Below are 11,761 nucleotides of genomic sequence, written 5' to 3' on the forward strand. Positions count from 1 at the left end.
GAACGCCGCGTTGGTGATGTACGCGCTCGGCGCCACCTGGCCGACGTAGAGGCTGGTGATTTGCAGCACGTGGAACAAGTAGCGCGCGGGCACGTAGATGCGGCCCAGGATCTCGACCCAAGCGGTATCGAGCTTGGCGTCGTCGTCGCGTGCCTCGTAGTGGTCGACCACGCCCTCGGCGTAGACCTCGCGGTCGTGCTGCAGGGCGATGTAGCGGCGGTAGTTCAGCGCGGCCGGGTCGCGGAAGCCTTCCCAGTCGTCGGCCCGCAATGGCGAGCCTTCGCGGTGTTTGACGTACCAGCGGTTGATGGCGCTGCCGGGGTCGAGGTCGAACGGGGCGGGCTGGCGGTTGAAGTGGTAGTGGAATCCTCCGGTGACGGCTTCGTACTCGGTGGGTTTACGCCGGGTATCCCCGGCGATGCTCCAGGTCTTGAGCGGCCGGGTCTTCGCGGTGGTCACGTGTTAGTCCTCTCGGTCCAGGTACCAGTGCAGTTCCTCGTCGCCGACGTAGCGGATCCGGCCGGCGAACGCCACCAGTGCCGGTTCCAGGGTGGCCAGCGGGAACGCCTGGCCCGCAGCCGCTTCCAGGCTCGCGCGGGTCACGCGCAGGAATCGCCGTGCGTGGATGCGTACGTAGCCGGCGTGATCCTCGATGGTGATGTCGGCGTCGGGGTTGTCAGCGTAGATGGCGTCGGTGAGCGCGGCGACGATGTCGGGATCGAAGCCGCGTACGACGGGACCGACGAGTTTGTCCTGTTCCGCGGCCGCGGTCATCGGTGATCTCCTTCGGTCAGGGATACGGTGATCCGGTCGCCGTCCAGGCGTACCGGGTGGCTGTTCAGCCGGCAGTTGGCGGGATTTACCCCGGCACCGGTGGCCAGGTCGAACTCCCAGCTGTGTGCGCTGCAGGTCAGGATGTCGTCTTCGACGTCGCCGTCGGCCAGCGGGAAGCCGGCGTGCGGGCACAGGCCGTCGTAGGCGCGGATTTCTCCGCTGCGCAGGTGAGCGAGCAGGATCGGCCGGTCGCCAACCTGGAACTCGGCGACCTCGCCCTCCCACAGGTCGTCGAGGGTGGCCACCGGAGTCCAGATGCTCGCGCTAGTCATAGAAGGCCTCCACGTGGTCTAGCGGCCCGACACCGGACGCCCCGATCCCTGCCCGCGGATCAAGCACGTTGCCGTTGTGGCGCAACCGGATCGGTGCATCCCGTCTGGGGACGCGGTGCCCGACGACGTGATGGGCGATCGCCGCAGTCACCGCTTCGACGCTGTCGGCGTCATCGACGGGGATGAGCAGTTCGAGCACGTCGCCCTCGAACAGGGCGGTCAGGGGGAGTAGCGCCACGATCGTCAACTCCTCGATCCGTTGGTCGATTGATTCAGCGCCCACGCATAACCGCTGGCGTCTTGGCCCTGCTCCTCAGGCGAAAGGCCGAAGTACTCCAAGACGGTGCCCAGATCGGGTGGGCTGATCTCCCCGGAGAGCACGCGGTCGATCAGGGATTGGTGGCCGGCGAAGCGGTCGGGCCGTTGAGTGAAGATCCACCGGCACGGCTCCGAGCAGAACAGGTACTTGCGGCCGTTGTGCACGTGAGTCAACGGGGCCGCATCGGTGTGCGCGCCTACGATCACCCCGGCGGCGCGCACGATCGGCAACTGGCACAGGTTGCAAGTGATCGGGACGGTTTCGGGCAGCGTGGCGGCGACGTCACCGTTGCGGATGTTGTCGGTGATGACATCCCACTGCTTGCCGAAGTCGCGGTTCCAGCCGGGGTACTTCTCCTCCAGCCACAATCGCTCCGCGTCGGAGACACCGGCGTCGGGATTCCACCACACCGTGGGCCGGTAATACCACACACCCAAGTGGATGGCATGGTGATACCACGTCAGCTCGTTAATGAATTCTTCCCAGTACCAAGGGAATTGAAGCCCGTAGTCGCGGAACTGGTCGGCGAACTGCTTGACCACCCAGTCCTCGATGAACTCCTTGAAACTCATCCGCCGGCTCTCCAGCGGGGTGTAGTAATCCATCGACAGGCCGGTCAACAGGGCGAAGATGCGCCAGGACCGCCAAAACATGTGATCGATGAGGAACTGGCCCCACTCGGTCTCGCCGTTCTCGGTGAGCACCTTGATCGTGGGTTCACCCTGCTGGGCGTGGCGGGCCTCGTCGGTCTGAATCGAGCTGATCAGGGCGCCGAACTCCAGGTCGCCGACGTCGATGGCGTCGGCGGCCATCCCGAGGAACTGCAGGTTGGTGAACCCCGTCTCTAACGTGAAGGTCAACTGCAGCGCGATCGACAAGGCGTCATTGGCGACGAACATGTCGTCGAACAGGTAGCGCACCGCGAGCACGATCCAGTTATTGGTGTGAAAAGCCTTGAGCGCCCAATCGCCTCGCGGTTCCTTGTCGAGCAGACCATAGGGGAAGAACGCCTGGATCTGGCCGTGGCGGACCTCGTCGAGGGTGCCGAAGGTCGCGGTGTTGCGCCAGGCCGCCGAGCGACCGAACCGTCCCATCCGGGCTTCACCGATCGAGGCCAGGTATTCGGGCATCGTGATGGCGCCGTAATGGGCCACGATGACCGATTTCCAGCCCGGGTCGAGTTGCTCGAACAGCTTCGAGCGCCCGATTGCGTTCTTCAGCGAGTACGTGGTGGTGTCCTTGGTGACCTGATTGTGCACATACTCGCGGTAACCGATCTTGTAGGGCTCGTCCCATTTGAGCCACCCCTCGGCCGAGACGCGATGCGTCCCCGAAAGCTCCTCGGGAAACACCTCCTCCTCGGTCACGTAGCGAAACGTCCAGTTGGTGTCGCGAGCCAGGTCATACCAATCACTGCGGGAAAGTTTGGGCATCTGTGGTCCTTGGTCGGGCATGGGGCGGTGATCTGAGCCGCGTTGAGCGGCGTTGATGACGCGGACGAGACCATGATGCGATAAACGCCAAGGAGTCCTAAGCGTTAAGATCACGGTGATTTGCGCCGTCAGTTCCCGGCGCGTCCCGCAGTTAGGCTCCGATGCAGACACCAGCACGACAGCAAACGCGCAGGAAGAGGTCGCAGTGACGGTCACCGACGAATACCTCGCGCACAACGCCGCCCACGCGAGCACGTCCGAATGCCCCTCAAGACCCTCGCCGTCGCCGCCGAGCAAGCACGTCGCGGTGGTGGCCGCCGAAGCCGTCCCCGACCTGGCCCACGATGTGCGCCAGTCGCTGCGGCGTATGAGGGCCAGCCCGTTCGTCACCAAGCACAGGTCGCTGCGCGGCTTCGTCTTCCACGTCGCCACCGGCAAGCTGAACGGGGTCGCGCCCTGAAGTCCGAAGGCGCACGTCATCGAAGCCTTGACTCCAAGATCGTCGCCGCGCTCGACCGGGTCAGTGAGTCCCTGCACGTGCTAGCGAGGCGGGCCGCCGAAAGGCACGATATGTCGAGCACCCAAATGCACGTACTGAATTGGCTTTACGTCGGCCCGCCGCCGGTGGCTCGTACCACCACGTTGGCCCGCCAGCTCAATGTCGCCGATCCCACCGTCAGCGACGCGATCGCGGCGCTGGTCCGCAAAGGCTTGGTGGTGCGCACCCCGGACCCCGACGACCGCCGCCGCCACGACCTCGTCCTCACCGCCGCCGGCCGCAAAACCGCGGCCGAGCTCGCACGCTGGACCGCCCCCGCAGAGATCGCCACATCCAAACTGGACCGCGCCGAGGCCGAACAGCTGCTCGACACGCTGCTCGTCATCATGGCCAAACTCCATGACGCGCAATTGCTTCCCGTGGTGCGTGCCTGCAGCACCTGCGTCCAACTCGAAACTACCCAGACCGATACGCGAAGCTACCGCTGTAGGCTTTACGACACGCCGATGTCGAAATCGGACCTGCGAGTCGACTGTGCCGACCATGTCACGGCCTAGCTGCAGCGGGGTCTCGAACGTGTTTCGTCAATGCTGCCGTCGACGGCGTGGCTGAGCGCGGCGGCGTCTTATCTTGTCGTTGCTGGTGCCGGGAGCGGCGCGGTGTAGAGACAAGGGCTTTTCGAGGGCCTCGGCCAGCGCCGACGTCGCAGCTGGCCCCGACGCGCACTACCGGCCCAGCCGCCGTGACACTAGCTCGCCCCTCGGCTCGCAATCGTCCGCAGCGGGTGACCCGAGCTTTAGCGCTTGCTGTTGCGCCTTTCCTCGTTGATTGGTGTCTGCACCGCGGGCAGGATCAAAGTGTCGATGACCCGCCGCACGAAATCCGCGTCGACGGTCTCTCCGCTGATGACGCGCAATAGCCCCATTGCGGTAAGGACGTCGGCGACCAGCGACAAGTCACGTCCGGCACCTATTTCGCCACGATCGGCGGCTTGTGCCAAAACCGCCGAGAGCACACGCCGGCCTTTGAACAGGATCAAGTCATCGAGCGCGGTCGCGAGTTCGGGATCGTGCGCAGCCTCCAAGGCGACCCGCAGCACGATGTCGTTGCTGATCAACGAAACGTCGTTTTGTTTGGCGCGTTTGACGATTGCATCGAGGTCACCGGCTAGGCTGCCGGTGTCGGGGGCATCGACGCTGAGCAAATCGGGGCGCCAGTACACAAGCGCGTCGGCCATCAGGGCGGCCTTCGATGACCACCGTCGATAAATGGCGGCCTTTCCCACGCCGGCCCGCGCGGCGATGTCGTTCATGTTGGCGGCGTCGTATCCGTGTTCTGCCAGGGCCGCCAACGCAGCGTCCAGGATTGCCGGATCCCGCGAGCGGTCGAGTCGCCCGTCGGTGCGTTGCCGAAGCTTCGATCCCGGTTCTGCCATGGGGCCGCAACTGTCACCTAACGACGTGGTTGTTGACAGCTTGCCAGAGCGGCGGGTCGGATTCACCATGCCGCCGGCTGTGGGATCGGCGCGGTGTGCGCCTCGTCGACTGCGCCCTCCTGCTGGTGGGCCTGGATGCCGGCCATCGTGCTGTGGGCGGACGGCATGAAGTCGCGCATCGTCTTCATCGAGTCGATGGTTTCGGGAAATCGGCCAGCAGTTGTGGCATCAGCCGATCCAGGCGATCGAGATCCACTGTGAGCCCTGATATTTGGTCGGCAAGCTCGCCGATGCCGTCGAGGGCGAATCTTTCTGTCTGCCTGCTCGCTATTCGCGGCGCAATCTGGCCGCCGTGGTGACTTATAGCACCGAGCGCGGGCCGCTGGTTCGCCGACAACGCTGGCGTTGGCTATCGTCACGTGGGTGCGGCCATTGCGGATTGTCGGCGGGATTCTTTGCTTGGGCGGCGGGGTCGGCCTGGTCGCGGCGATCACAGCGATGAATCGGATCGGTGACTGCGGCAACGGCTATGACCCGCCGTGCCCGCCGGGCATCGAAAACGACTTCTACTTGATGGGCGGGGCGATCCTGGCCATCGCGGTCGGGTCGATCATGACCTGGGGTGTGGGCCTTGGCATGGCGATCATGGCCGCCGGCGTGGCCGCCCTCGTGTATTCGCAGACCGTTCCCGCCGACCTGCAGGCCGGGGAGTTCATCATCGCAGGCGTCTGTTTCGGGCTGCTGGCGCTGGGGATCTTCGTAGGGTCGGCCGCCGTTCGGAGTGCGACCGCCAAGCGCCGGGCCTTCGAAGAGCGGATTGCCGAGCAAGCGCGATTTGTGCAGCGGGCCACCGTGGTCGCGGGCAAGGTTGTCGCGCTGCGAGATACCGGCACGACGATCGACAACGACCCCGAGGCCGCGATCACGATCAGCTACACACGGTCGGATGGCACCACCGCGCAGGTCGAGACAATCGAAGTGGTGCCGCGGCTGAACATCCCGCGACCCGGGGACGCGGCGACGGTGTGGTACGACGCAGTCACCGGCGAAGCGATCGGCAGACTCGGCAGCCCCCAAACGCACAGCGGGACGGCGACATTCCCCGAAACGCCCCACATCTCCTGAATCCGGAAAGCCCGGCGCCCGATCCGCTTTTGGTGCGATTTCCTGTGTGGCTTCGCAACTCTTGGTGGGCGGGCCCGCACCGGGGCCAGCCTTTCCGGGTGGTCGAACGAAAGCGACTTCGAGCAGTCACACGGGCCAGCCGAGGTGAAATGCGGCAGACGAGCGCGACACACCGAGCTCGCCTGCCACCTCGTCGCGCGACTTCGGCAATAGAGGCAACACCAGTGCAAGCACAAGGCCTATCACGGTCAGCAGGCCGTACAAAACGAAGTCATATTCCAGTCCTATGGTTATGGGCTAGCCGCGCGAGGTACCGGTGATAAACCACACCTTCTGGCGTTGGCTCATGCGCGGCCCTTTGCATTTGGGACGGCCACGGTGCGTCCGACCTTGCGGTGGGGAGGCATGTTCGTCTGGCCGAGCATCAGTTGATGTGGCGGTCGACGTTGCTCCAGTAGTGTTCGCGCAGCTTAAATTTGATGACTTTGCCGGCTCCCGAAAGCGGCAATGTCTCGACGATTTCCATGCTGCGGGGGGCTTTGTATCCGGCGATATGTGTCTTGGTGTGGGCACGCAATTCATCGAGGGTGAGTGTTGTCTGCGGGTGCAAGACGATGACGGCATGGACACGCTCGCCCCAATCGGGATCGGGAACGCCGATCACCGCGCATTGAGCGACGGCGGGGTGACGGGCGACGGCGTTCTCGACCTCCGCGGAATAAACGTTCTCGCCGCCGGTGATGATCATGTCTTTGATGCGGTCGACGACATAAAGATAGCCTTGCTCGTCGAGATAGCCGGCGTCACCGGTATGCATCCATCCGTCGCGGACCGCGGCGGCTGTCTCGTCGGGTTTGTTCCAATAGCCCAGCATGACGTGCCCGCCGCGCACGACGATCTCTCCGACCGCACCCGGGGGCATGGGTGTTCCCTGAGGATTGACCACCCGGACTTCGGAGTGCGGGGCCGCTCGGCCCGCGGATTGCAACAGGCCGTTGTCGTGGTCGGCCGGGCTGAGCAGGCTTGCGACAGCGGATAGTTCAGTCATGCCATAGGCCTGGATGAACGACGCGCTCGGGACGGCCTTCATGGCACGTTCGAGCAGAGCTTGCGGGATGGGCGCAGCGCCATACATCACGCGCCGCAGACTGCTCAGGTCGTGCTTTCCGATTTCTGGATGATCGATGAGCATCTGGATCATCGCGGGCACCAGCATCACGTCGGTGACCTGGTGCGTGGCGATCGCCGATAGCGTGCCGAGTGGGCTGAAGGTCGACAGGAACACATGGCTACCGCCGACGAGCACGGTCGCACCCCAGGTGGCGAGGTCACCGAGGTGAAACATCGGTGCGGCGTGCAAGGTTCGTGAGCCGCGCTGGCAGCCGTAACCTGTGGCCGCCGAGCCGAGCCAGGACACGTGCAAGTTGGCATGGGAGAGCATGACGCCCTTGGAGCGGCCAGTGGTGCCCCCGGTGTAGAACAGTCCGGCGAGCGCGCGCCCGTCGCGGCGCACATCGGGAATCGGCTCCGCCCCGGCAATCAGATCCTCGTATGCGTGCATGCCGCTGGGTGTGGGACCGTCACCGATGTGGATCACTTCGCTCAGCGTCGGCACGGCTTCGTACAGACTGGGCAGCATCGGTAGAAACGCGTCGTCGATCAGCAGGACCCGGGATGCGGAGTCACGCAGGCAGTAGGCGATCTCTTCGGCGCTCCAGCGAATGTTGATCGGGTTGAGCACCGCGTCCGCCCACGGTACGGCAAACAGGTACTCGTGATAGCGGTCGGAGTTCAGGGCCAGAATCGCTACGCGGTCTTCGGTTTCGACGCCTAAGGTTCGCAGGGCGCCCGCCAGCCGGGCCACTCGGCTGGCCACTTCCCGGACGGTGTGCTGGCGAGGTCCGCAGATCGTCATCACGTCGTCCGGCGTTTCCTGGACGGCGCGGTGCAGACCCTGAGTCAGGTACATCAGGTACTCCTTCTTGTGGCAAGTTCTCAGTGCGACAACTGATCCGATCCGCACACGGTGCGATGCGGGCGACGCCCGCGCCCACATCGCGTTATGCGGAGATGGGAAGTATCAGTCGGGACTTGCCGTGGTGGATGGTGTGTCGGCACGGGCGCAGTTCGGTGCCGGTGCCTGGTGGCGCGCCGGTGCCTTCGTTGCGCGTGTACTGGGGGAACGAGCCGCCCGCTACTTGTAGCCGTAGCCGGTGGCCCGGGGCTAGCCGGTGTGCGCAGGGGTGCAGACGTAGCCGCAGCAGCCGGTCCCCGGCGGCGGGCTCAAGCCGTAGGAATGCCTCAGAGAAGTTGCGGGAGCAGCCTTTCGTGTCGACATCGCAGAGCCGGACGAACACGTCGGCGTGCGGATTGCTCGTGCTGTGGTGGAGCTCCACGACGGGAGTGCCGATAATTTCCAGCGTTTCGGCCAGCGCGGGGGTGGTAAAGGTCAGCACGTCTGAGCGTGCCTCGAGGTCGCGGTTGTCGCGCGCTCCGGCATCGTTGTCGATCAAGGGCCCGGCAACCGTCGGTGTGGGATGAGCGGGATCGTAGGTGAACGAGGAGGTGCCGGTCTGCGGCTGCTGCCTGGTGAGCTGCCCGCCCGGACCCAAATAGTGGACCTGTTCGGTGCTCGGTGGCGGCCAGTGCGGGTGTTCACGCCATTCGTCAGTGCCGGTGACGGCGAACCGGACGGGCTGGTGCCTGCGGGCGACGGGTTCACCCGCCAGGTGCTCGGCCATCCAGTCAAGGTTGCCGGCGGCGAGCTGCCCGTTCGCGCCGCGGACTACTTGCTGGTGTATCCATGGCCCGACGGTGAGCGTGACATCGAGTCCGCGTTCATGCAGCACCTCATACTGGTGCATGGTGTGGGTGAGGATAAGGTCTTGCCAACCGACGACCAGCCGGATCGGCACCGACACCTTTTCCAACGCGGCGCTGGCGTCGTAGGGCTCCCAAAACGGGTCGCTGAGGTCTTGGTTACACAGCCACTTGCGAAACCACGGGGCCTGATGTCGGAGTGCAATGTCGGCGGCCTCGGCCAGCGGCAGGGCCGCGACGGTGCGGGCATTGAGTTTGGCGGCCCGGGCGAAGACCCACATGGCACCCAAAAACCCGAACCGCTCTTGGTTCAAAATCACCCTCGACCACGTGAGTAAGTCGTGCAGACGCAAAGCCCCTGTACCCAAGCCGAACTCGACGCCATTATGAAAACCGGCGATAATCACCGCCGTGCGCAGCTCTGGCGGCGGATCGACCAGCAGGGCCCACTGCGTCCATCCCACCGCAGACGCCCCATAGGTGGCCAGGCGCCCGTCGAACCACGGCTGCGTGCGCAGCCAAACCATGGTGTCTTGGCCGTCGTCGATGTCGGCGGCCATCGGCGCGAACTGGCCACCGGAACCAAACGAGCCGCGGCAGCTCTGCACCACCACGTGATAGCCCTGCCCGGCAAACAGTCGCGCATCCATTTTGATGGGCAGGCCCCGCCCATACGGCGTGCGTATCAGGATCGTTCCGCGGCCCCGCGTTCCGGCCGGAACATAGTGGTCGGCTAACAGCGCGACCCCATCCCTCATAGGCACGGCGAGGTCACGTTCAATCCGGAAACGATGTGTTGCCTTGGGCAGCTTCCAATGCGATGCGACGGCTCGGTCGAGCAACGACGCGCCGAAGCCGGGCTTTATTGCCTTTACCATCCTGCTACACCTCTTTGACGGGAAATCAGTTAGGCAACTGCGCATTTCGGCGGCATCGCCTTCGTAGCGGTCAGACCTTAACGACGAGTTTCTTGGCAGAGACGCCTTTCCGTAGCTGGTCAAGCGCATTGGGGAGCTTCTCGAGTCCCTCGCCGACCACCACCGGGTCGGGTGCGGCCCGGTAGGTGCCATTCGCCAGCGCGCGCGGCAGGAAGTCCTCGTAGATGGCCGGGCCAACCTCGTTGTCTTTGAGGCTTACGCCCCAAATGGAGCTCACCCGAACACCGTGGCGGCGTCGGCGTGCCAACTCGATCCGCGTGAGCAGAGCGGGCTGTGCGGAGGCGATACGGCGGCTACCGGGTACTTTCGCCGCGATCGACAGGGTCGGTGCCAGAGAGCCGTTGCCGATTGCGAGCGTGCCGGCGAGGGGACCGACACCGATTTTGTCGATGAGCTCCCGGACGGCGGTTCGGCTGTGGTAATCAACGGCCGCGTCGGCACCCAGCGAGCGGAGGTAGCCGAAGTTGTGCGGCGAGGAGGTGGCAACGACGCGGTAGCCGGCATGGCGCGCCAGCTGGATCGCGTTGCTGCCTACGCTGGTGGACCCGCCCCACACCAGGACTGTCTCGCTGCGGTCCTTGGGATCAGTGGTGGGCAGCCGTAGCGCGAGCTGGTCGTGCTGAAACATGCCCGACGCCGCCGTCGAAACTGCCATCGGAAGCACAGCAGCCCGCTCGAAGGACAGATCGTCAGGAATGGGGCTGACCAGGTGCTGCATGAGCACGACGTAGAGTTGGAAGGCGCCTTCTGCGGCCCGGTTGCGGTCGCGCTCTATCCCTGCCGCATGGCCGACGACGCGATCGCCTGGCCGCAGCCGACTCACTTCGGAGCCAACCTCGACAACTTCGCCGGCGACGTCGGAGCCGACGACGGCGGGAAACGTCAACCACGGCAGAATCACCCGATAGGCGAACCCGGGGGCCGCGTCGATCGGATTCACCGCAATGGCATGGGCGCGCACGACCACCTCGTTGGCTGCAGGCTTCGTGTAGGGGGCGGGTCCGACCTCGAACCGGCCTCGGGCCTTCGGCAGCCACAGAGCCATGTTCTCGGGAGTCATCTCGGGTACTCCTTGCGTTATCGACCGTCTGGGCAGCTCAGACCGCACCCAGCGCATCGCTGATGTCAAACTCTGACGTCAACATAGCATCTATGACAGAAACTGTCATCAACTCGGTCGATGCCTATCGTGAACGTGGACGACCCCTGCGCGCTGCGGTCAGTGCCGGCCCGAAGCCGATGTTCGGCCCGCGGCCAATGCCTTGAGTTCGCCCAGCGATTCGTCGATCAGCTGTGCCAACGTGCGCTCATTGACGTCGTCGACCCAGCGGTCGAAGGCGATTTTGAAGACCAAGACCCCAGTTTCTGCGGCCAAGCTCGCGGCCGGTTCTGCGGCGCCTCGCTGACGGAGCGCCTCGGCGATACCCGAAGCGAGTCTTGCGAGCTTCATCAACTCGCGTTCCTGAAGCGCCGTGTTGGCGGCAATGACTGCTTGGCGCTGCCTGGGCTGCTCGCGCGAGCGCCCCTCGAACAGGATGCCGATAACCTTGAGCCCAGCAACGACCGCCTCGAGCGGTGCTGCGTTGTCAGGGGCCCCGGCAACGGTCTGGACGAACGAGTCACGTAGGGCGTCTTCACCCCAAAACAACACCTCGCGCTTGTCGGCGAAGTACCGATAAAACGTGCGCTCCGTCAACCCTGCACGCCGAGCAATCTCCGCAACGGTGGTCTGGTCGAACCCGCGGTGGCTGTAGAGCTCTAAGGCCGCTTGCTCGAGGCGGCCACGCGCGTTGGGTTCCCACCGGCCCATATTTGCCGACTCTAGTTGATGACAGCAGCTGATATCACTACATCATCATGTCTGTCCTTAAGACGGTCGGCCGAGCCCGCCGCGGGGGAAGACATCGTGTAGCGGACGTTTCGCTGACGCCTGCGCGTCAGTGAACCACCGGTGTAGATCGCTAATGATGACAGCTACTGCTATCACTGATACTCTGACGTCAGATACTGACATCGCATCCAGGCTTGATGGGAAAAGGGCAGTTCGATCGGTGGGCTCGGTCCAGCCCTGACTCCGCGAACGATC

Annotated in this window: 13 protein-coding genes and 1 pseudogene; 3 read left to right on the forward strand and 11 right to left on the reverse strand. The window is 64.6% G+C overall.

The window, feature by feature from the left end; translation table 11 throughout:
- From AWC19_RS18655 to AWC19_RS18675, 5 genes are all read right to left on the reverse strand, one after another.
- A partial coding sequence (locus AWC19_RS18655) for a ferritin family protein (protein ID WP_483869937.1) occupies positions 1-459 on the reverse strand: 459 nt, incomplete at its 3' end.
- Between the two features lie 3 nt (positions 460-462).
- Positions 463-774, reverse strand: a complete 312-nt coding sequence (locus AWC19_RS18660; RefSeq protein ID WP_085079493.1) for an MmoB/DmpM family protein — start codon at positions 772-774, stop codon at positions 463-465.
- Positions 771-1,106, reverse strand: coding sequence for a Rieske 2Fe-2S domain-containing protein (locus tag AWC19_RS18665; protein WP_085079494.1), 336 nt, complete (start codon positions 1,104-1,106; stop codon positions 771-773). Before AWC19_RS18665 ends, AWC19_RS18660 begins: the two co-directional genes overlap by 4 nt.
- A complete protein-coding gene (locus AWC19_RS18670) occupies positions 1,099-1,344 on the reverse strand; it encodes a toluene-4-monooxygenase system B family protein (RefSeq protein ID WP_085079541.1) in 246 nt (81 codons plus the stop codon). The genes AWC19_RS18665 and AWC19_RS18670 overlap by 8 nt, the downstream gene beginning before the upstream one ends.
- A gap of 5 nt (positions 1,345-1,349) precedes the next feature.
- Positions 1,350-2,858: an aromatic/alkene/methane monooxygenase hydroxylase/oxygenase subunit alpha gene (locus tag AWC19_RS18675; protein ID WP_085079495.1), complete on the reverse strand. Its 1,509-nt coding sequence runs from the start codon at positions 2,856-2,858 to the stop codon at positions 1,350-1,352.
- 205 nt (positions 2,859-3,063) lie between these two features.
- On the opposite strand from AWC19_RS18675, the gene AWC19_RS18680 reads away from it, so the two are divergent.
- Positions 3,064-3,318, forward strand: a complete 255-nt coding sequence (locus AWC19_RS18680) for a carbonic anhydrase (protein WP_085079496.1) — start codon at positions 3,064-3,066, stop codon at positions 3,316-3,318.
- 110 nt (positions 3,319-3,428) lie between these two features.
- Complete coding sequence (locus AWC19_RS18685; RefSeq protein ID WP_085079497.1) at positions 3,429-3,914, forward strand: MarR family winged helix-turn-helix transcriptional regulator; 486 nt, start codon at positions 3,429-3,431, stop codon at positions 3,912-3,914.
- A 239-nt stretch (positions 3,915-4,153) separates the two neighbouring features.
- Here AWC19_RS18685 and AWC19_RS18690 read toward each other — a convergent pair whose 3' ends face one another.
- Both AWC19_RS18690 and AWC19_RS18695 read right to left on the reverse strand, forming a co-directional pair.
- Entirely contained in the window at positions 4,154-4,792 is a 639-nt protein-coding gene (locus tag AWC19_RS18690) for a TetR/AcrR family transcriptional regulator (protein ID WP_085079498.1), read from the reverse strand.
- Positions 4,793-4,902: 110 nt separating this feature from the next.
- A pseudogene (locus AWC19_RS18695) lies at positions 4,903-5,096 on the reverse strand (hypothetical protein); the annotation flags it as partial.
- Positions 5,097-5,215: 119 nt separating this feature from the next.
- On the opposite strand from AWC19_RS18695, the gene AWC19_RS18700 reads away from it, so the two are divergent.
- Positions 5,216-5,917 carry a hypothetical protein gene (locus AWC19_RS18700; RefSeq protein WP_142281286.1) on the forward strand — a complete coding sequence of 234 codons (702 nt, stop codon included), beginning with the start codon at positions 5,216-5,218 and terminating at the stop codon, positions 5,915-5,917.
- A gap of 424 nt (positions 5,918-6,341) precedes the next feature.
- Here AWC19_RS18700 and AWC19_RS18705 read toward each other — a convergent pair whose 3' ends face one another.
- The 4 genes from AWC19_RS18705 to AWC19_RS18720 form a co-directional block, all read right to left on the reverse strand.
- Positions 6,342-7,886, reverse strand: coding sequence for an acyl-CoA synthetase (locus tag AWC19_RS18705; RefSeq protein WP_085079500.1), 1,545 nt, complete (start codon positions 7,884-7,886; stop codon positions 6,342-6,344).
- 91 nt (positions 7,887-7,977) lie between these two features.
- Positions 7,978-9,579: a CocE/NonD family hydrolase gene (locus AWC19_RS18710; RefSeq protein WP_158090909.1), complete on the reverse strand. Its 1,602-nt coding sequence runs from the start codon at positions 9,577-9,579 to the stop codon at positions 7,978-7,980.
- Between the two features lie 106 nt (positions 9,580-9,685).
- Complete coding sequence (locus AWC19_RS18715; protein WP_085079502.1) at positions 9,686-10,735, reverse strand: zinc-binding alcohol dehydrogenase family protein; 1,050 nt, start codon at positions 10,733-10,735, stop codon at positions 9,686-9,688.
- A gap of 159 nt (positions 10,736-10,894) precedes the next feature.
- Entirely contained in the window at positions 10,895-11,485 is a 591-nt protein-coding gene (locus AWC19_RS18720; protein ID WP_085079503.1) for a TetR family transcriptional regulator, read from the reverse strand.
- Positions 11,486-11,761: the final 276 nt, after the last annotated feature.

The sequence above is a fragment of the Mycobacterium palustre genome, assembly GCF_002101785.1.
GTDB classification, from domain to species: domain Bacteria; phylum Actinomycetota; class Actinomycetes; order Mycobacteriales; family Mycobacteriaceae; genus Mycobacterium; species Mycobacterium palustre.

Bases quoted from the DNA above. Each gene is read 5' to 3' on its own strand.
- AWC19_RS18660 (WP_085079493.1), bottom strand. From the start codon at position 774: ATGACCGCGGCCGCGGAACAGGACAAACTCGTCGGTCCCGTCGTACGC.
- AWC19_RS18665 (WP_085079494.1), bottom strand. From the start codon at position 1,106: ATGACTAGCGCGAGCATCTGGACTCCGGTGGCCACCCTCGACGACCTG.
- AWC19_RS18675 (WP_085079495.1), bottom strand. From the start codon at position 2,858: ATGCCCAAACTTTCCCGCAGTGATTGGTATGACCTGGCTCGCGACACC.
- AWC19_RS18685 (WP_085079497.1), top strand. From the start codon at position 3,429: ATGTCGAGCACCCAAATGCACGTACTGAATTGGCTTTACGTCGGCCCG.
- AWC19_RS18690 (WP_085079498.1), bottom strand. From the start codon at position 4,792: ATGGCAGAACCGGGATCGAAGCTTCGGCAACGCACCGACGGGCGACTC.
- AWC19_RS18705 (WP_085079500.1), bottom strand. From the start codon at position 7,886: ATGTACCTGACTCAGGGTCTGCACCGCGCCGTCCAGGAAACGCCGGAC.
- AWC19_RS18715 (WP_085079502.1), bottom strand. From the start codon at position 10,735: ATGACTCCCGAGAACATGGCTCTGTGGCTGCCGAAGGCCCGAGGCCGG.
- AWC19_RS18720 (WP_085079503.1), bottom strand. From the start codon at position 11,485: ATGGGCCGGTGGGAACCCAACGCGCGTGGCCGCCTCGAGCAAGCGGCC.